Below are 18,725 nucleotides of genomic sequence, written 5' to 3'. Positions count from 1 at the left end.
GCTTGGTCGGCAAAAGCCTGACTGATAAAAACTGAGATACGGGAGCTATTTTATGCTGAATTTCAACTTGCTTAGCCTCAAACAGCGCCGCCGTTTGAATACAGTGCTACTGGGTACGCTTGCCTGGGGTGTTGCTCTGGTCATTTTCTTTCCCATCTTCTGGATGTTACTGACCAGTTTTAAGACAGAGATCGATGCTTTTGCGACACCGCCACAGCTATTATTTACGCCAACGCTGGAAAACTACACGCTTATCAATGAGCGCAGCGACTACTTCCACTTTGCCTGGAACTCTGTTGTTATCTCTTTTGGTTCAACGATTATCGGCATGCTTATTGCTGTTCCGGCTGCGTATTCCATGGCCTTCTTTGAAACCAAGCGAACCAAAACGACTTTGTTGTGGATGCTCTCTACCAAGATGCTGCCACCGGTCGGCGTACTGGTGCCCATTTATCTGCTGTTCAAAGACTTAGGTATGCTTGATACCCGTTTAGGGCTGGTCATTATCTACACTCTGATCAATCTGCCGATCATGGTCTGGATGGCCTATACATACTTTAAGGAAATACCTAAAGAAGTGCTGGAAGCAGCGCGTATGGATGGTGCCACTCTATTTCAGGAAATCTGGCGGGTACTGCTGCCGATGAGTAAAGGTGGGCTCGCTTCTACCGTATTGCTCTCATTGATTTTATGCTGGAATGAAGCATTTTGGTCACTCAATCTTACCGCATCCAAGGCGGCACCGCTGACTGCATTGATCGCTTCTTACTCAAGCCCTGAAGGCCTGTTTTGGGCCAAGCTATCGGCCGTATCAACACTTGCCTGTGCTCCGATCCTGATCTTTGGCTGGGTTAGTCAAAAACAACTGGTACGTGGTCTCTCTTTTGGTGCAGTGAAGTAGGCATTTAACAAATTTTAAGGAATTATCATGGCTGATCTAACAATAACAAATTTACGTAAATCCTACGGTGACGTTGAAATCCTGAAAGGTATCGATCTCGCTATTAAAGACCACGAGTTCGTCGTTTTTGTGGGCCCGTCTGGTTGCGGAAAGTCGACACTGTTGCGCTCTATTGCCGGTCTGGAAGAGGTTACCTCCGGAACTATTTTTCTCGACGAGAAAGAGATTACCGAGCTGGCCCCTGCTAAGCGTGATCTGGCTATGGTTTTCCAGAGCTATGCACTCTATCCACACATGACGGTGCGTAAAAACATGGAGTTCGCGCTAGAGTTGGCAGGGGATAGCAAAGACGTCATCAACGACAAAGTGACTGAAGCGGCCCGCATTCTCGAACTTGGACCGTTGTTGGATCGCAAACCTAAAGACCTGTCGGGTGGTCAGCGTCAGCGCGTTGCGATTGGGCGTTCTATTGTACGTAATCCTAAAGTCTTTCTTTTTGATGAGCCGCTCTCCAACCTTGATGCCGCCTTGCGTATTCAGATGCGACTTGAGCTGGCGCGGCTGCATCATGATCTTAATGCCACCATGATATACGTGACTCATGATCAGGTTGAAGCAATGACTCTGGCAGATAAAGTGGTTGTTTTGAATCAGGGGCAGATTGAGCAGGTGGGGTCGCCGATGGAGCTTTACCACCATCCTGTTAATCAATTCGTGGCCGGATTTCTTGGGATGCCAAAAATGAGCTTTTTGCCAGGCAAGGTAGTGGGTAGTGATGCCGAAGGTGTCGATGTAGAGCTTACGGCTGGCCCTCGGGTGCGTGTGCCAGTAACACCGGAAGGGGTTGGTCAAGGTCAGGCAGTTACGTTAGGCGTCCGGCCGGAGCACATAATGGTGACGACAACCGATGAAAGTAACTTTCATGCCACTCTGGACATTGCAGAGCATCTGGGTAGTGACACTTTTTGTTATGTTAAAACTGATTCAAAAGAAACACTCACAGTGCGTACACCCGGTGATTTTTCTGGCGTTTATGGCGACAGAATAGGTCTGAGTCTGGATTTGCAGCATTGTCATTTGTTTGATGAGCAGGGTAAGGCAATAGCTAAGTTGAACCGTGCCCCTGAGCCCGCTTAATGATTAATAGCATTTGTTGTAAATAGGGGTAACTTTAATGAAACTAAATGAAGACAATCTGGCGCTGCTCCCCGCTAAAGTAGTGGTGCCATCTTATGATCGACATGCGGTATCCCACGGTATTCTTCATGTGGGTGTCGGTGGCTTTCATCGAGCTCATCAGGCCGCTTATACCGAAGCATTACTGAATCAGGGCAATGCATCTGAGTGGGGTATCTGTGGTGTAGGTTTGCGTCCGGATGACAGGGCAATGCAGCAGGTGCTGCAGTCTCAGGATTTTCTGTACACCTTGTATGAATTAGGTGCTGCAGAAGGTGCTGGTGTACAGGTTATTGGTGCTATTGGTGATTTCATCATGGCAGAAGATGATCCTGAAGCTCTGATTGAAAAGCTGGCTTCGCCACTTACTCGAATCGTCTCGTTAACCATCACTGAGGGTGGTTATTGCACTGATGATAGTACGGGAGAATTTAATGCAGGGCTTCCTCAGATTCAGCATGACTTAGCGCACCCGCAAGCGCCAACCACTATTTTTGGTTATCTTGCTGAAGCGTTGGTACGGCGCCAGGCTGCTGGTATTGCTCCCTTCACTGTGATGTCGTGTGATAATTTGCCGCATAACGGTGACGTGGCGCGCAAGGCGTTGCTTGGATTTGCTGCGCTGCGTGATACGGCTTTGCATGATTGGATTGCCGCTAATGTGAGTTTTCCAAATGCAATGGTTGACCGGATTACGCCGATGACCAGTGATGCGCACCGAAAGCAGTTATCAGTCGAGCAGGGCATTGAAGATAGCTGGCCTGTTGTTTGCGAGCCTTTTATGCAGTGGGTGCTGGAAGACAAGTTTTGCAATGGTCGTCCCGAGTGGGAAGCGGTTGGTGTTCAATTTACTAATGATGTGACGCCTTATGAGGAAATGAAGATCGGCTTGCTGAACGGTAGCCATCTGGCGATGACCTATTTAGGTTTTCTCCTAGGTTATCGGTTTGCACATGAAACAATGGAAGATCCGTTGTTAAAGCGTTATGTGCGCTCATTCATGGATCAGGATGTAACACCCCTGTTGCCCGATGTGCCCGGAATAGATCTGGAGCTTTACAAAACAACGTTACTTGAGCGATTTTCTAATCAAGCTATTGGTGATCAGTTGAGCCGCATCTGCTCAGACGGATCATCTAAGTTTCCTAAGTTTGTTCTGCCTACTTTGTTGGGTTCGATCGAGAGCGGTCAGCCGTTGGAGCGGGTTGCTTTGATTATCGCGTCATGGGCTCATTACCTGCGAGGTGTTGATGAGTGCGGCGAGACCTATGCAATTTCTGATCCGCGCGCAGACTTGTTACAGCAAGCGATTCAGGATCCTGACAATCTCACCAGTGAATTTCTGGGTTTGTATGATGTGTTCGGCTCAGTCATACCCGGCTCAGTCGCTTTTCGGGAGGCGTTTAGTCTGCAATTAAGTCGTTTGCAGCAATACGGAGTGCGGACTACGATAGAGCTGACATTAGACACCTGATTTACTCTGATAAACAATCAGTATCAATGAATGAAAGAGGCGGATGATGCAGTTTGCTATTTTTGACATGGACGGTCTGCTGATTGATTCTGAACCTGTGTGGCAGCGCGTCGAACGGCGCGTTTTGCAGCAGCTGTATGGTCTTGATTTAAGCGTGGCCGAGGTTGCTGCTTATTCGGGTATGAGCACAAAAGAGTTAAGCATCGCGATCGCACGTGCTTATCCGGACGCGGATGTGAATGCAGGCCAGCTCTGTACGGCTATTCTGGAGGAGATGTCGGCTGCTATCGGCTCGGCATCTTTAATGCCGGGCGCGCTTGCGTTGTTGGAGCGTATCGCGGAACTGGATCTGCCTTTGGCAATAGCGTCATCCTCACCTCTGTCTTTTATTGAGTCGGTAGTCCGCAAGCATGCGCTGCCGGTTAGATTGTTTACTTCGGGTACAGAAGTCGAGTTTTCTAAACCACACCCCGCTGTCTTTCAATTGGCGGCGCAGCGCAGCGGTGCACAACCCTGGCAATGTCGGGTGTGGGAAGATTCGATCAACGGCGTTATTGCCGCAAAAGCTGCCTGTATGAATGTTGTGGCAGTTCCTGATCCTGGGCATCCTACACCAGAAAAGTTTGCGATAGCTGACTCGCTGCATAATTCTCTTTGGGAAAGTTTACGCGCTTTTTACCAATAAACAGGGTCCGTATCCGGCCTTCTTAATTCTGCTCAGATGAAGAGCGAGTGTAGCGTCAGCTCAGACAAGCGATGGTTATTGTATCAAATAGCCGCGTGGTTGAATTAATGGTCAAAAAGAGGGCAATAAAGTATAAATAGGGATATGACCTGGTATTAAGTCGCGGCGCGCGCCGGTGAGGTATAAGTAACATGAAGCAGCGTATTCAACCTGAGTTTGAATGGGTCGATCAGCAAGCGGCTGCATCAATTCGTTATCTGGAACATGGTTACCCCAGTCCATTAGTGCGTTGGCATTATCATGACGAATATGAATTGCATCTGATAACGGCAACCACGGGTAAAGTTTTTATCGGTGATTATATCGGTAATTTCTCTCCCGGCAGTCTTTTTCTTGTGGGTCCTCAGTTACCTCATAATTGGGTGAGCCAGGTGGGCAGGGAGGAGAAAGTTGAGTTGCGTGATCGTGTTGTGAATTTTTCTCCGGAGTTTATTCGTAAAAGTGAATCAGTCTTTCAGGAGATGCATTCACTGGCATCATTCTGGAAGCGCGCCAGTTACGGTATCGAATTCCTTGATGCTGATAAAATACAACAAGCGTTACCGCTGTTTGAGCAGATTGCCTCCTCTGCTGGTCTGCGAAGGCTGACTCGTTTTTTGACACTGATTGAGTTGTTGGCTTCCATTACCGAATACCGGGTGCTGTCATCTTCGGCCTATGTTCCTATTCAGGATCCCAAAATTCTTGATCGTCTGAGTCAGGTCTTTAGCTATATTTTTGAGCATTATGATTCTGAAATTACCTTGGATGAGATAGCCGGGCATGTTGATATGAGCCCCACCTATTTTTCGAAGTTTTTTAAAAAATCGACAGGGCAGCGTTTTGTTGAGTTCGTTAATGGTATGAGGATCAATAAAGCCTGTGAACGCTTAGCACATACGGAAGAGCCGATAACGGATATTTGCTTCACGGTGGGTTTCAATAACATCGCAAACTTTAATCGTCGATTTTTTGCTTTAAAGGAAATGACGCCTTCGGAATATCGAAAAAGTTCTCTAGGCGCCTGGTATAAAGATTAATTGAAACAAATCGGGACTTTTATATCGTGGGGTCTGCGCGTGCGGCTCTTACAAAGGCGCCTATGCCTTGTTCAAATGGGTGCGCAGCAGAGAGTAATGGTTCGATATCTGATTTTCCTGCGCCTGGCAAAGCGATAGTACGCGGGAATGGGTTGGCATAACGAAATACTGGTTCTATGCGAATTTCTTTAGCCTGCATTTTTGACAGCAATTCTTACATCGTCAGCCGTTATTGGTATGTCGGCATCCTGATTTCATAGCGTTTCATTTGATATTACAAATACTTAAAATGCCGGTATCTTTATTTTTTAATTACGTAGTTTTATTACCAATAAATTTGAATATATTGTTTAGTATTTTCCGATAGTTTGCCATAATTACGTTATTGGGTAATAATCCAGTATAAAATTTTTAGACTTATGATTTCAGCTAAGAAGCAATGCGTAAAAAAGTACATGATGAGAGTGGGCAGGGTATTTGCCTCTTTTTAGAATTAGCGATGTAATACAGCCAATCGGCTTTGATGACATTTATGCTTGTTGTTGCGGGCATATATGTTGATTTACTTGATCGTTAATGGCTGATGTATTCTGCGTACCGTTTTTTAGTACCTTATATTTTAATAATAATTATTAATGAGAAATATATTATGTATGCACTTGATCAATCAGTTACTTGGAAGAAGCTCGAACAGTTGGCGGAAAAGACAAAGGATGATCGTATCGCCGATTATTTTACCGCCAATCCCGCTCGATTCGACAAAATGAGCCTGCGTCTGGGTGAGCTGTTTCTGGATTATTCCAAGAATAAAATATCCGATGAAGTCTTTGCTGCATTGTTGCAGCTTGCTGAGCATTCTTCTTTACGCCAGCGTCGCGCGCAGATGTTCTCCGGTGATATTATTAATGCCACCGAGAAAAGACCGGTGTTGCATGTTGCTTTGCGTAATCGCGGTGATGAAGCGATTGTCGTGAACGGGCAGGATGTGATGCCTGATATTCGGGCGGGTCTTAAAAAGCTGGAGGCGTTCAGCAATCGGGTGCGAGATGGTAAGTGGCTAGGTTATACCGGTAAGAGAATTCGCCATATCGTCAATATTGGTATTGGCGGATCAGACCTTGGACCTAATATGGTGTGCCGTGCGCTGCTTAACTATAAACACCCCGAGTTAAACATGCATTTCATCTCCAATGTTGATGGTCAGCATATTAAGAAAGTGCTTAAAAGTCTTGATCCTGAAACGTCATTATTTATCGTTTCAACGAAAACCTTTTCGACCCAGGAGACCTTGCTTAATGCGAACAGTGCAAAGCGTTGGTTTTTGCAGGAAACGGGTTGTGTTGAGGCTGATATCGGGCAGCATTTTGTAGCAGTCTCGACGAATAAAGCGGCGGCGATGGAATTCGGAATTCGCCAGGATAGTATATTTGAATTCTGGGCGTGGGTCGGAGGGCGTTATTCTTTGTGGTCCAGCATTGGCTTGCCTATTGCGTTGAGTATTGGTTATGACCGCTTTATCGAGTTGCTTGAAGGTGCTTACGAGATGGATCGGCACTTCCTTGAGGCGCCTCTGGAGCGCAACATGCCGGTTATCATGGCGTTGATTGGTATCTGGTATACCAATTTTTTGGGGGCGGAAACCCAGGCTGTTATTCCCTATGATCAGGCTATGCATCAATTTCCTTCTTTTTTGCAGCAGTTGGATATGGAAAGTAATGGTAAGTCAGTTGATATGGAAGGCAAGCCTGTCAGCTACGACACCGGGCCTATTGTCTGGGGACAGACGGGATCTAACGGCCAGCATGCTTTTTTTCAGTTGTTGCACCAAGGCACCCGTTTTGTTCCGATTGATTTTATTGCGTCGCTAAAAACTGATGAAGAAGCAGAAGAGCATCATTTCGCACTACTCACCAATATGCTGGCTCAGGCAAATGCGTTTATGAATGGTGATGTCAGTGAAGGGCAGCAGGGGTATGCGAGTTGTCCGGGTAATCGTCCGAGTAATGTTCTGTTGTTAGATGAATTAAGCCCGCGTAATTTAGGGGCTCTGATTGCGCTATACGAACATAAGGTGTTTGTGCAGGGGGCGATATGGAATATTAATTCGTTTGATCAGTGGGGCGTGCAATTGGGCAAGCGTCTGGCAACTGAAATCAGCCGAAATATCGAACGAAAAAGTACGGATTACGATGTGTCTACACAAGGGCTGATGGCCATTGTAAAAGAACATATGTCCAAAGGGAAAAATCCATCAGTTAAAGCATCAGATAAAACATCAGAAAAGCAGCAAAAAATGCGTGGAGTGAAGTAATGCAAAAGGTAATTTCCTTTGGTGAAGCCTTAGTCGATATGCTGTCTAGTAAGGTGTCGAAACCTGCTGGAGAAACACAAGCAGCTTCGCATGAATCCTTTACTAAATACCCGGGTGGGGCGCCTGCTAATGTTGCCGCTGCTGTCGGTAAGCTAGGCGGAAACAGTTTGTTTGTTGGTCAGGTTGGTGCTGACATGTTTGGTGATTTCATGAAAACCTCGTTGCAGGATGCGGGCGTTGATACTCAGTATCTTTTACAAAGCGGTGAAGGTAAGACGGCGCTGGCATTCGTAACATTGGATGATCATGGCGAGCGAAGTTTCGAGTTTTATCGCAACGCTTCTGCTGATTTGCTATTTCGTGATGATGATTTTCAGGACAGTTGTTTTGATGGCGGAGGATTGTTTCATTTTTGCTCTAATACGCTGACCGAGCCCGCGATTCGTGCAGCCACATTGGCGGGCATAGCTAAAGCAAAATCTGCAGGTTGTATCATTAGTTTTGATGTGAATTTACGACTCAATTTATGGCCTGAGGGTGCGGATCCATTTGAATTTATCTGGGCTTGCCTTGAGCGTGCGGATATCGTCAAATTGTGTGCTGAAGAGCTGAATTTTCTGTGTCGGGATCAAACTCAGGAACAGGTTATAGAGCGCATGTTATCGCTTGGTATTGCCTTAATATTGGTTACTGATGGCGGTAAGCCCTTGCGCTATTACACGCAAGAACGTAGCGGCACCATACAGCCGGCCAGTATCACTATGGTCGATAGTACGGCGGCGGGTGACGCCTTTATTGGCGGGTTGTTATATGCGTTGGCTGAGCGGGATCTGTCAGTCTCATCATTGGCTGATTTTGTGGCAACCGAGCGTGCGCTTCTTGAGTCCGCCTTAACCTTTGCCAGCGCGTGTGGCGCTTATGCTGTGGCGCATCAGGGTGCTTTTAGCTCGTTGCCCGCCCAAGGTGATCTGACATCCGCTTATTTTGCGTAGTTTGATGCTTTACATTACTCATTAATGGCTCCTGTTCAGCGCAACCTTGGGGTTGCGCCTGTTCGGGGGCGATGCGGCCGGGGCGGGTATGGTTTATCTGTCACAGCTTCGCTATCAGGCGTTCGTGTCGCGAAATGCTGGCAAACGTCTTCCGCCAAATCCACATCTGCCGGTCTATCCTTAATAATATTTTCACTTGCTGCCTTTAATTTTTTGAAGGTGCGGCTTCTTTTTGTGTCGGGCGCTTTTGCGTCGGTAGCGATGGCGGCAAGTTTATAGCTCAGGCCTGTCACCAGGTGATGTTCTATGCCTGTTTAACGGGAAGGTTTTTTTGCAAAGTGGGCTTTCTGTATAGGAGGTGCGGTGGGTTCGAGGCGTTGCTTATATGTATATTAAAAAAATGGGGAATAATACAGCCATTGCCGCATTACTCCCCTAAGGTTTGGCCAGAGAGCCATGAACATCAGTGTTAAAACATGAATCAGACCCTAAGCACTTTCAGCGTGTTGGTGCCTCCTAGTGCATTCAGGTAGTCACCCTTAGTAATAATAACTAAATCGCCTGTTTTAACGACTTCGCGTTCTATCAGTATATCGATAGCGCTTCTGTTGATTTTCTCAGGGTCGAGTAAGTCCGAGTGGAACGGAATAGCATATACGCCTCGGTAGAGAGCAACGCGGCGTTGTGTGTCTTCATTACGTGAGAAGGCGAAAACCGGCAGTGATGAGCGTAAACGCGACATCAGTTGTGGTGTGGCGCCGGTTTCGGTCATGCAGATGATCGCTTTGACTCCAACCAGATGGTTAGCCGCGTAAATTGCTGACAATGCGATGGTCTCATCAATATTATGAAAATCTTCATTGATGCGATGTTTGGACCTTTTTGTCGAAGGATGACGCTCAGCGCCAAGACAGATGCGATCCATAGCCTGTACGGTTTCTGTTGGGTAGTCGCCGGCTGCGGTTTCTGCTGACAGCATCACAGCATCCGTATAGTCCAGCACAGCATTAGCGACATCAGACACTTCTGCGCGGGTAGGCATGGGGCTGTTGATCATGGACTCCATCATTTGAGTCGCGGTGATGACAACCGTATTTAGCGTGCGTGCGCGCGCAATGATATGCTTTTGTACAGCGATAAGTTCTGCATCACCAATTTCTACGGCCAGATCTCCGCGGGCAACCATGACGACTTCGGACGCACGAATAATATCATCAAGGACTTCAGGGTCGGCCACCGTTTCAGCGCGTTCTATTTTGGCAATCAATCCTGCGTTAGATCCGGCGGCTTTAAGTAATGCGCGCGCCTCGTTCATATCAGCGGCGTCACGTGGAAAAGAGACCGCGACATAATCCACACCAATAGCAGCGGCGGTCTTAATATCTTCTTTGTCTTTTTCGGTCAGTGCTTTTGCTGACAAACCACCGCCGAGGCGGTTAATGCCTTTGTTGTTGGATAGCCAGCCGCCGAGCAGGACTACGGTATGTAACTTGTGCTCAAAGGTTTCAGTCACTTTTAATTCAATGCGGCCGTCATCAAGCAAGAGGATGTCATTAACCTTTGCGTCTTCGATGAGGGCTTTGTAGTCGAGTCCTACCTGTGTCTGGTCGCCGGCATCGCGATCGAGTCTGGCATCCAGGGTAAAGGGTTGGCCGACTTCTAATCGTACCTTTTGCTCGGCAAAGCGGGATATGCGGATCTTTGGTCCTTGCAGGTCTCCCAGTATGGCGACAAAGCGGCCATGTTTTTTCGATAACATACGTACCATTTCAGCACGTTTGCGATGGTCTTCTGCTTCTCCGTGGGAGAAATTAAGGCGCATCACATCAGCCCCGGCGAGAATAAGTTTTTCGATCTGCTCTTCACTGCTGGTGGCTGGACCTAGTGTGGCAACAATCTTGGTGCGTCTTAACATGCTGATGTACTCCTCAAGCCGGTGCTTGAATTAAGGCTAGGGTATTGTCTAGCATACGGTTGGAGAAACCCCATTCGTTGTCATACCAAGACATTACTTTCACTAAGCGACCGGAAACCTTGGTCATAGAACTGTCGAAGATAGAGGAGAGCGGGTTGTGGTTAAAATCCACAGAGACCAGCGGGAGGTTGTTATACCCCAATACCGGAGAGTGTTTGGCTGCGTCGGCAATCAGCTTGTTTACCTCATCTACGCTGGTATCCCGATGAGCAATAAAGCATAGATCGACTAGCGAAACGTTAATGGTTGGTACACGCACGGCCATGCCATCAAATTTCCCTGCCAGCTCAGGTAATACCAGGCCTACTGCTGCTGCTGCGCCTGTTTTGGTAGGAATCATAGACTGGGTGGCAGAACGGGCGCGGTATAAATCTGAGTGATAGACGTCTGATAGATTCTGGTCGTTGGTATAAGAGTGAATAGTGGTCATCAAGCCGCTTTCGATGCCGATATTTTGTTGTAACACTTGTGCAACGGGTGCCAGGCAGTTGGTGGTGCAGGATGCGTTGGAAATTATCTGGTGAGACTGGCGAAGCACGTTATCATTGACACCGAAGACGACGGTGGCATCAGCGTTTTTGCCGGGTGCTGAGATTATAACTTTACGTGCACCTGCTGTTATGTGTTGAGCGGCCTTTTCGCGATCAGTAAATAAACCGGTGCATTCATAGACGACATCGATATTCAATGATTTCCAGGGCAGGTCTGCAGGATTGCGCATTGCGCTGATCGTAATGTTGTCACCATTGACGGTCATGCTTTCGGAATTATGTTCAACTTCACCTGCGAAGCGACCATGAACACTGTCATATTGGAACAGGTGTGAATTAATAGCAGCGTCACCCAGGTCGTTTATAGCAACGACTTGAATTTTATCGCGATAGTTGTTTTCGTAGAGTGCGCGTAGCACATTACGGCCGATTCGACCAAAACCATTGATTGCAACACGGATTGTCATGGATACTACCTCGTAATACATATATTTATTTTTTGTTTATATTACGTAGTATAAACTAAAAAGCAATGGTTGTTTGTGAATAATGTATGTAAACTTACCGATATACAAATAATAAAACGTTAGACAGTTTTCTTCTGTCTAACCAGGTAATGATTCAGGAGTTGTTATGCACCCCATTATTGAGCAAGTCACAGCACGTATTGTAAAGCGCAGTAAATCAACCCGAGATGCTTATCTGCGTCAGATGAAGGATGCAGAGGATCGGGGAGTGCATCGGTCACGTTTATCTTGTGGGAATCTGGCGCACGGTTTTGCTGCGTGTGGCGAAAAAGACAAGCAGTCGTTAAAAATGATGAACGCAGTCAATGTTGGTATTATTTCGTCATATAACGACATGTTGTCTGCTCATCAGCCATTTGCCGCCTTCCCTGACCAGATTCGTGAAGCGGTGCATGAGTTAGGTTCAGTGGCTCAGTTTGCAGGCGGTGTGCCAGCGATGTGTGATGGTGTGACGCAGGGGCAGCCTGGTATGGAGCTGAGTCTGTTTAGTCGTGATGTGATTGCAATGGCGACAGCCGTTGGTTTATCTCACAACATGTTTGATGCGGCGCTCTATCTGGGTGTCTGTGACAAAATTGTTCCGGGTTTATTGATCGGTGCGCTTCGCTTTGGGCATTTGCCTACTTTATTCGTACCTGCGGGCCCTATGCCGAGCGGCTTGCCAAACAAAGAAAAAGCCAATATTCGTCAGCTGTATGCTGAAGGAAAAGTGGATCGTGATGCCTTGCTTCAGTGTGAATCTGATTCTTATCACAGTGCCGGTACTTGCACATTCTACGGTACGGCGAACAGTAATCAGATGGTGGTTGAAGTGATGGGGTTGCATCTGCCCGGATCATCTTTTGTTAATCCGGGTACCCATATGCGTGAGGCGCTAACGCGAGAAGCGGCGCAGCAGGTGGTGCGAATTACAGCGCAAAATGGCCGTTTTACTCCGCTTTATGAAATTGTAGATGAGCGTTCGCTGGTTAATGCGATAGTTGCTTTGCTGGCAACCGGCGGTTCAACTAATCATACGATGCATTTAATTGCGATCGCGCAAGCAGCGGGTGTGATTATTGATTGGGATGATTTTTCTGATCTTTCTGATGTGGTTCCTCTGTTGGCGCGGGTTTATCCTAACGGAGAGGCTGATATCAACCACTTCCAGGCAGCGGGTGGTGTCGGCTATCTTGTGCGTGAGTTGCTGGCGGGCGGCTTCCTGCATGAGGATGTCATGACAGTTATGGGTAAAGGCTTGTCGCGTTATACGCAGGAGCCGTTCCTGGAAAACGCTAAGGTTGTCTGGCGTGAGGGTGTGACCAAGTCGTTGGACAGTGAAGTGCTGAGTACAGTAGCGCAGCCGTTTAGCGCTAATGGTGGATTGAAACGACTCGAAGGTAATTTGGGTCGTGGTGTTATTAAAGTATCTGCTGTTACGCCTGATCATCATATTGTTGAAGCGCCTGCTGTTGTTTTTGAGGATCAGGATGCGATTGCTGAGGCATTTAATCGCGGTGAGCTTGAGCGTGATTTTGTCGCTGTTGTCCGCTATCAGGGGCCAAAAGCTAACGGGATGCCGGAGTTGCATAAGCTTACACCTTACTTGGGAACGCTCCAGGATCGCGGTTTTAAAGTGGCGCTGGTAACGGATGGGCGTATGTCGGGAGCATCGGGAAAGGTTCCTGCGGCTATTCATGTGTGGCCTGAGGCGAGTGTTGGTGGTCCGCTGTCGCAAGTGGTGGATGGCGACATTATTCGTCTGGATGCCACGACCGGTAGTTTGCAGCTGGTCGCTGATAATGACGCATGGCTGTCGCGTGGTCAGACAATGCCTGACTCCGCTAATAAGCATCATGCATCCATGGGGCGTGAGTTATTTTCGCCCATGCGTCGGCAAGTCAGTTGCGCAGAAGAGGGCGCGAGTGTGTTTGACTTTACGGAGATGAGTGTGTGAATGAATGGGGGTGCGCTGCAACTAAGGCTCTGATCGATAGTGTGGATCAGGGCTGTCACGACCTTGAGTGGCAGGGCTTTGCGGTACGTTTGATAAAGCAGCCATGGGGTGAGTTACTTATCTCGCTTCATGGGGCTCAGGTATTACACTTTCGGCCGGCTAGCGAGCATCCGGTGTTATGGCTAACGAATCGACCAAAACCATTTCCTGGTGCTATCCGCGGGGGCGTGCCTCTGTGTTGGCCCTGGTTTGGTGATCATCCGTCGGATGAATCCTTGCCTGCGCATGGTGTTGCGCGCACGGGGAAGTGGCGGTTGGTAAGCGAGCAGCTCACTGAATCCGGTGGGTGTTGGCAGATGATTCCCGAAGAGACGCTATGGCCTGATTTGACGTTGAGTTTGCGCTTTTCTGTAGGGGGTGATGGGCTGCTTATCAGTTTGACGACAGCTAATATTGGAAGTCAGGCTGTTTCAGTGACGCAGGCACTGCATAGTTATCTATCAATTTCGGCAAGAGATAGTATTAGTATTGAAGGGCTTGATGGTTGTGCTTATCTTGATAAGTTGCAGGCATTGGCTCAGTTTGACCTGGAAGGTCCTGTGGATGTGACTCAGGAGATTGACAGGATTTTTAAGCATGCGCAGAGCGTTTTGCTTGTTGATCATGGTTGGCAGCGAACCTTGCGAATCGGTAAGCGCTTTAGCGGCTCAACGGTGGTGTGGAATCCGGGACGGTCTGCCAGGGGAATGGTTGATGTAGGCTTGGATCAGGTTGACTCTTTTGTCTGTATAGAAGCTGCTAATACCGCATTTGTCGACCCCGTCGTCTTGCCAGGTGGTGAATCTATTTGCCTTGAAACTCAATTCAGCATAGAGCCTTACCTTAGGTGAGGGGGCATCGTCATTGAATATGATCAGCTTTCCTTTTTCAGGCGCTTAGCAAGATACTTTTCGTAATCAGGTATCTTGTAGGGGTGTTCCTGAGTCATTAACGGAGAGCTGATCAGAAAGTCAGCAGTGCTGCGGTTGCAGGCAACGGCAATGTTCCACACTGCCGCTACGCGCAGTAGGGCTTTTACGTCAGGGTCATGCGGCATTGGCTCAAACGGATCCCAGAAAAAAATAATGATATCAATCGTTCCTTTCGTTACGAGAGCCCCTATTTGCTGATCGCCGCCCAGTGGGCCGCTGATCAGCTTTTCGATGGGTATATTGATATCACTTTCCAGTAAGTGGCCGGTTGTTCCTGTCGCATACAGGTGGTGATGCTTGAGTATATCAAGGTGTTGTCGAGTCCATTCGAGCAGGTCTTGCTTCATATTATCATGAGCAATCAGTGCAATACGTTTGCCTTTGGGCATCGCTACCTGTTTGTAATCCATAGCTACTTACCTTTCTCCATATTCCTGTTAAGTGCTTTTCTTAATTGATTCTCTTAATTTCTAATCTTAAGTGTTCACAGGCTACTAAAATTACTTGCTTACTGGTCGGGCGCTTATGCATGCTTGCTTAGCCAGCGTTGCAATACCAGCCCAATCCTTAGCTGATACAAGATCTGCTGGTGTTAGCCAGGTTCCGCCAACGCACATGACGTTGTCCAGTGCCAGATAATTCGCCGCTGTGTTAACGCGGATGCCGCCTGTGGGGCAAAATTTCACATCACCAAACGGGCCTTGAAATGCTTTTAGTGTGTTGGTTCCGCCGGATATCTCGGCAGGAAAAAACTTGAAGCGTTTGTAGCCGCGCTGAATGCCTTCCATCATTTCAGATACGGTTTGGATGCCGGGCAAGAAAGGCGTATCGCTGTTGATAGCATATTCCAGTAGTTCGGTTGTTATGCCCGGGCTGACGATGAATGTGCTGCCGCAATCAACAGCACGTTTAAAATCGTCAGGTGTGATTACTGTGCCCGCTCCCACTTTTGCTCCGGGTACATGGCGTGCTATGGCTTCAATGGCTTTTAGTGCGGCGCTTGTGCGTAAGGTAACTTCCAGGACGGGGAGTCCGCCTTCAACAAGTGCCTGCGCCATCGGTATCGCATCTTCGACGTTATCGATGGTTAGTACGGGAATGACTGGTCCGAGTTGGCATAGTTGGTCAATCCGAAATGTCATGTCTTGAGGGAGAAGGTTGTTCATAAATAATCCTGTATCTTTATTATTGAGTGTTGCTTGAGCGGGTGGCGGAGTTGTTTATTTGTGCGCCGTCATGTTCAAGGTGCCCAATAAATGGTGAGTGGTCGTTGTAGAAAAATACTGATTGGCATCGTCTGTAGATCATTTTCTTTCAATGCTTTTTTCAGTACGTCCAGTTTGTCTTGGCCGCATATATGCAGAATACGTAAATCGCTGTTAAACAGGCGCTTGGGTGTTAGTGTCATGCGTGCGTGGGGTGCAGACGCCGGATGGGTCGCTGCGCAGTCTTTATTGCTTGCCAGTGCTGCGCGGAGGTCAGCTTTGGCGCATGGAAATAAAGAAGCGGTATGGCCATCGTTCCCCATGCCTAGTATGACAGTGTTCAATGGGTCGTCGAGTTCAGCCAGGCGTTGATTGCAGCTTGCTTCGGCTTCTTTGGCGCTGATGTTTTCTTGCCACAGGCCGATAAATCGGGACGCCGAGGCTTGGTTTTGCAGTAAGTTTTCTTTTACAAGTCGTTCATTGCTGTCCTGATGGTCAGGGCTTACCCAGCGATCATCGACGAGGGTAATGGTTACTGCACTCCAGTCGAGTGGCGCTTGGCTTAGCTGTCTGAATAGCGGAATGGGTGTTGAGCCACCAGACACGGCGATACTTGCGCGGCCAGACTGATTGAGTGAATTCTGTATACGTGTCTTAATCAGCTCGCATAAGCTGTCAGTTAGCGCTTCTCTGGATTCAAACTCGCAAAGCGTTATATGCTCAGGTATTTTCATTTCACTGATCTTCATGCCAGCAATTCCCGTCTTTCATGATGAGTAGGTCGGCCGCTTTGGGTCCCCAACTGCCAGCCGCATATGGCTGCGGTGGTTTGTTTTCCATTTTCCAGTGTTCTAATAATTGGTCGCACCATTTCCAGGCGTGCTCAATTTCGTCACGGCGTACGAATAAGTATTGATTGCCCTTTATCAGCTCGAGTAACAGGCGCTCATAAGCATCAGGGATGCGGGCTTGTGTCGTTGACTGTGAGAAGCTGAGGTTCAGAGACTCGCTTCGTAAGCGCATGCCGTTGCCGAGCCCCTGGTCTTTATTTAATACCTGTAACGAGATGCCTTCTTCTGGTTGTAAGCGAATTGTCAGCTTATTTTGCGCAAGATGGCGTTGACTCTCATTAAAGATGAAATGCGGTTGTTGCTTAAAGTGAACAGTGATTTGCGAGAGCTTTCCTGCAAGGCGTTTGCCGGTGCGAAGGTAAAAGGGAACACCTGCCCAGCGCCAGTTGTCGATTTCAACTTTTAATGCAACAAATGTTTCGGTGTTGCTTTTGGGGTTGGCGCCTTCTTCTTCCATGTAGCCCGGAACCGGGGTGTTATCAATCATGCCTTTGGTGTAGCGACCGCGAACAACATGAGTGTTGTGCATATCGCCGGTAATGGGGCGCATGGCTTTAAGTACTTTGACCTTTTCATTCCGGATGAGATCGGCAGATAAATCGTCAGGTGGGTTCATTGCGGTAAGGCATAATAGCTGTAGCAGGTGGTTTTGTACCATATCGCGCATCTGTCCGGCTTGATCAAAATAGCCCCAGCGTCCTTCAATGCCAACTTGTTCGGCTACCGTTATCTCGACATGAGAAATATGATTCTGGTTCCACTGAGTGCCGAAGAGTGGGTTTGCAAAACGCAGTGCCATCAGGTTTTGAACCGTTTCTTTGCCCAGGTAATGGTCGATGCGATAGATTTGTGACTCGCTAAAAAATTCTGAAACCTGGTCATTGATTTTGTTGGCAGATATCAGATCATGCCCAATGGGTTTCTCCATGACCATGCGGCACTGTTCATTCAGGCAGCCAGCTTCGCTTAGGTGTTGGCTGATAGGGCCGAACATGGATGCTGGTGTTGCATAGTAGAAAATACGGGTGCGATCATTATGGGTCGACAATGTCGATTTCAGGTTTTTGTAATTTTCTGCTTCGGTGAAATTGATCTTGCAATAGTCCAGCATAGATAAAAACGCTTCCAGACTTTCTTTGTCTAATTCGGTTTTCTTAACAAAACGATGCAGGCTTTTGGTGCAATCGGAAATGAACGTTTCTTTGTCAATCTCTTGTCTGGCGATTCCCAGAATCCGGCAGTTGTTGTCTATTAATCCTTCGCGCACCAACTGGTAGAGAGCGGGAATTAGCTTACGTTGCGCTAGGTCTCCCATGGCGCCAAAGATGACAATATCACTCAAGGTGTTGTAGGAAGGCATGCTGAATCCTATTTTTGTAGTTATTAGACCGATATAAGCAATATTCTATGCTGTTTTTCGGAGCAGTCAATTGTTTTATTGGTAATATTACGTAATTTATACGGTCTGTAATCAATTATTCGTATAGATTTTTGATTTATTTAGGGGGACTTGCTGGAAGCACTACTCTATCAAAGGTATAGTGTAAATGTAGTTTAATAACCACCAAATAAGTCCGTCTAATTTTAGTCCACCTATATAAGCCCGTAAAATATGCCAAACAGTATGAATGTACTTGATCAGATACGTGAGCGTCTAGACTCGTTAAATAAGTCTGAGCGTAAAGTCGCAGGTGCTATCCTGCGTGACCCTAAAGCTGCCACCCGAATGAGTATAGCTACACTGGCACAGGCGTCCTCTGTTAGTGAGCCGACAGTGAACCGTTTTTGCCGGAATTTCATTACAACGGGATATCCGGATTTTAAAATTCAGCTAGCCCAGAGTCTTGCTGTCGGAACGCCTTATGTCAGCCGCAGTGTCGAGCAGGATGATACGACAGAAGAATACACGGATAAAATATTTACCTCGACCATAGCAGCGCTTGATATCTCGCGTAAAAGGGTTGATGCAACGTTAGTCGCTAAAGCCGTTGATTATTTGATTCAGGCGAAGCAGATTTCTTTTTTTGGTTTAGGTGCGTCGGGTCCGGTTGCTATGGACGCGCAACATAAATTCTTCCGTTTTAATATTCCTGTCACTGCTTATGATGATGTGATGATGATGCGAATGGTCGCTGCAGCAGCGCATACCGG

At 47.5% G+C, this 18,725-nt stretch carries 16 protein-coding genes and 1 pseudogene; 10 read left to right on the top strand and 7 right to left on the bottom strand.

What is annotated here, in order from left to right:
* Window positions 1–52 precede the first annotated feature (52 nt).
* From ABY436_RS13235 to ABY436_RS13215, 5 genes are all read left to right on the top strand, one after another.
* Window positions 53–901 (top strand): carbohydrate ABC transporter permease, encoded by an 849-nt coding sequence (locus ABY436_RS13235; RefSeq protein ID WP_372739435.1) that lies wholly within the window; start codon window positions 53–55, stop codon window positions 899–901.
* Between the two features lie 27 nt (window positions 902–928).
* Window positions 929–2,038: an ABC transporter ATP-binding protein gene (locus tag ABY436_RS13230; RefSeq protein ID WP_372739434.1), complete on the top strand. Its 1,110-nt coding sequence runs from the start codon at window positions 929–931 to the stop codon at window positions 2,036–2,038.
* Between the two features lie 37 nt (window positions 2,039–2,075).
* Window positions 2,076–3,551 (top strand): mannitol dehydrogenase family protein, encoded by a 1,476-nt coding sequence (locus ABY436_RS13225; protein ID WP_372739433.1) that lies wholly within the window; start codon window positions 2,076–2,078, stop codon window positions 3,549–3,551.
* A gap of 43 nt (window positions 3,552–3,594) precedes the next feature.
* A complete protein-coding gene (locus ABY436_RS13220; RefSeq protein WP_372739432.1) occupies window positions 3,595–4,236 on the top strand; it encodes an HAD family hydrolase in 642 nt (213 codons plus the stop codon).
* Between the two features lie 191 nt (window positions 4,237–4,427).
* Window positions 4,428–5,315 carry a helix-turn-helix domain-containing protein gene (locus tag ABY436_RS13215; RefSeq protein WP_372739431.1) on the top strand — a complete coding sequence of 296 codons (888 nt, stop codon included), beginning with the start codon at window positions 4,428–4,430 and terminating at the stop codon, window positions 5,313–5,315.
* Window positions 5,316–5,334: 19 nt separating this feature from the next.
* Here ABY436_RS13215 and ABY436_RS13210 read toward each other — a convergent pair whose 3' ends face one another.
* On the bottom strand, window positions 5,335–5,514 hold the full coding sequence (locus ABY436_RS13210; protein ID WP_372739430.1) for a hypothetical protein: 180 nt from the start codon (window positions 5,512–5,514) through the stop codon (window positions 5,335–5,337).
* 450 nt (window positions 5,515–5,964) lie between these two features.
* Between ABY436_RS13210 and pgi the strand changes: the two genes are divergently transcribed.
* Both pgi and ABY436_RS13200 read left to right on the top strand, forming a co-directional pair.
* Window positions 5,965–7,626, top strand: a complete 1,662-nt coding sequence (gene pgi, locus ABY436_RS13205; RefSeq protein ID WP_372739429.1) for a glucose-6-phosphate isomerase — start codon at window positions 5,965–5,967, stop codon at window positions 7,624–7,626.
* The gene (locus ABY436_RS13200) at window positions 7,626–8,618 is read left to right on the top strand and encodes a carbohydrate kinase (protein ID WP_372739428.1); all 993 of its coding nucleotides are present in this window, start codon (window positions 7,626–7,628) and stop codon (window positions 8,616–8,618) included. The genes pgi and ABY436_RS13200 overlap by 1 nt, the downstream gene beginning before the upstream one ends.
* A gap of 481 nt (window positions 8,619–9,099) precedes the next feature.
* On the opposite strand, the gene pyk is transcribed toward ABY436_RS13200, so the two are convergent.
* Together pyk and gap are read right to left on the bottom strand one after the other, a co-directional pair.
* Window positions 9,100–10,533 carry a pyruvate kinase gene (gene pyk, locus ABY436_RS13195; RefSeq protein WP_372739427.1) on the bottom strand — a complete coding sequence of 478 codons (1,434 nt, stop codon included), beginning with the start codon at window positions 10,531–10,533 and terminating at the stop codon, window positions 9,100–9,102.
* Between the two features lie 13 nt (window positions 10,534–10,546).
* Entirely contained in the window at window positions 10,547–11,551 is a 1,005-nt protein-coding gene (gene gap, locus ABY436_RS13190; RefSeq protein WP_372739426.1) for a type I glyceraldehyde-3-phosphate dehydrogenase, read from the bottom strand.
* A 166-nt stretch (window positions 11,552–11,717) separates the two neighbouring features.
* On the opposite strand from gap, the gene edd reads away from it, so the two are divergent.
* The gene (gene edd, locus ABY436_RS13185; RefSeq protein ID WP_372739425.1) at window positions 11,718–13,547 is read left to right on the top strand and encodes a phosphogluconate dehydratase; all 1,830 of its coding nucleotides are present in this window, start codon (window positions 11,718–11,720) and stop codon (window positions 13,545–13,547) included.
* A complete protein-coding gene (locus tag ABY436_RS13180; RefSeq protein ID WP_372739424.1) occupies window positions 13,544–14,437 on the top strand; it encodes a D-hexose-6-phosphate mutarotase in 894 nt (297 codons plus the stop codon). Before edd ends, ABY436_RS13180 begins: the two co-directional genes overlap by 4 nt.
* 23 nt (window positions 14,438–14,460) lie before the next feature.
* Here the strand turns inward: ABY436_RS13180 and ABY436_RS13175 are convergent, their stop codons facing one another.
* The 4 genes from ABY436_RS13175 to zwf form a co-directional block, all read right to left on the bottom strand.
* The gene (locus tag ABY436_RS13175) at window positions 14,461–14,928 is read right to left on the bottom strand and encodes a methylglyoxal synthase (RefSeq protein WP_372739423.1); all 468 of its coding nucleotides are present in this window, start codon (window positions 14,926–14,928) and stop codon (window positions 14,461–14,463) included.
* Between the two features lie 90 nt (window positions 14,929–15,018).
* On the bottom strand, window positions 15,019–15,684 hold the full coding sequence (locus ABY436_RS13170; RefSeq protein ID WP_372739422.1) for a bifunctional 4-hydroxy-2-oxoglutarate aldolase/2-dehydro-3-deoxy-phosphogluconate aldolase: 666 nt from the start codon (window positions 15,682–15,684) through the stop codon (window positions 15,019–15,021).
* A gap of 74 nt (window positions 15,685–15,758) precedes the next feature.
* A complete protein-coding gene (gene pgl, locus ABY436_RS13165) occupies window positions 15,759–16,472 on the bottom strand; it encodes a 6-phosphogluconolactonase (protein WP_372739421.1) in 714 nt (237 codons plus the stop codon).
* Window positions 16,459–17,934, bottom strand: coding sequence for a glucose-6-phosphate dehydrogenase (gene zwf / locus ABY436_RS13160; protein WP_372739420.1), 1,476 nt, complete (start codon window positions 17,932–17,934; stop codon window positions 16,459–16,461). Before zwf ends, pgl begins: the two co-directional genes overlap by 14 nt.
* A gap of 252 nt (window positions 17,935–18,186) precedes the next feature.
* Here zwf and ABY436_RS13155 point away from each other — a divergent pair.
* Window positions 18,187–18,725 (top strand): annotated as a pseudogene (locus ABY436_RS13155) (transcriptional regulator HexR); the annotation flags it as partial.

It is taken from the genome of Neptunomonas sp. (assembly GCF_041601355.1).
Lineage (GTDB): Bacteria > Pseudomonadota > Gammaproteobacteria > Pseudomonadales > Balneatricaceae > Neptunomonas.
The sequence above is the reverse complement of the archived record's forward strand: the minus strand, read 5'-3'. Positions and strand labels throughout refer to the sequence as shown.

What these genes read in the sequence shown, in the direction of transcription:
- ABY436_RS13235 (WP_372739435.1), top strand. Translation starts at nt 53, where the DNA reads ATGCTGAATTTCAACTTGCTTAGCCTCAAACAGCGCCGCCGTTTGAAT.
- ABY436_RS13230 (WP_372739434.1), top strand. Translation starts at nt 929, where the DNA reads ATGGCTGATCTAACAATAACAAATTTACGTAAATCCTACGGTGACGTT.
- ABY436_RS13225 (WP_372739433.1), top strand. Translation starts at nt 2,076, where the DNA reads ATGAAACTAAATGAAGACAATCTGGCGCTGCTCCCCGCTAAAGTAGTG.
- ABY436_RS13220 (WP_372739432.1), top strand. Translation starts at nt 3,595, where the DNA reads ATGATGCAGTTTGCTATTTTTGACATGGACGGTCTGCTGATTGATTCT.
- ABY436_RS13215 (WP_372739431.1), top strand. Translation starts at nt 4,428, where the DNA reads ATGAAGCAGCGTATTCAACCTGAGTTTGAATGGGTCGATCAGCAAGCG.
- ABY436_RS13210 (WP_372739430.1), bottom strand. Translation starts at nt 5,514, where the DNA reads ATGCAGGCTAAAGAAATTCGCATAGAACCAGTATTTCGTTATGCCAAC.
- pgi (WP_372739429.1), top strand. Translation starts at nt 5,965, where the DNA reads ATGTATGCACTTGATCAATCAGTTACTTGGAAGAAGCTCGAACAGTTG.
- ABY436_RS13200 (WP_372739428.1), top strand. Translation starts at nt 7,626, where the DNA reads ATGCAAAAGGTAATTTCCTTTGGTGAAGCCTTAGTCGATATGCTGTCT.
- pyk (WP_372739427.1), bottom strand. Translation starts at nt 10,533, where the DNA reads ATGTTAAGACGCACCAAGATTGTTGCCACACTAGGTCCAGCCACCAGC.
- gap (WP_372739426.1), bottom strand. Translation starts at nt 11,551, where the DNA reads ATGACAATCCGTGTTGCAATCAATGGTTTTGGTCGAATCGGCCGTAAT.
- edd (WP_372739425.1), top strand. Translation starts at nt 11,718, where the DNA reads ATGCACCCCATTATTGAGCAAGTCACAGCACGTATTGTAAAGCGCAGT.
- ABY436_RS13175 (WP_372739423.1), bottom strand. Translation starts at nt 14,928, where the DNA reads ATGGATTACAAACAGGTAGCGATGCCCAAAGGCAAACGTATTGCACTG.
- ABY436_RS13170 (WP_372739422.1), bottom strand. Translation starts at nt 15,684, where the DNA reads ATGAACAACCTTCTCCCTCAAGACATGACATTTCGGATTGACCAACTA.
- pgl (WP_372739421.1), bottom strand. Translation starts at nt 16,472, where the DNA reads ATGAAGATCAGTGAAATGAAAATACCTGAGCATATAACGCTTTGCGAG.
- zwf (WP_372739420.1), bottom strand. Translation starts at nt 17,934, where the DNA reads ATGCCTTCCTACAACACCTTGAGTGATATTGTCATCTTTGGCGCCATG.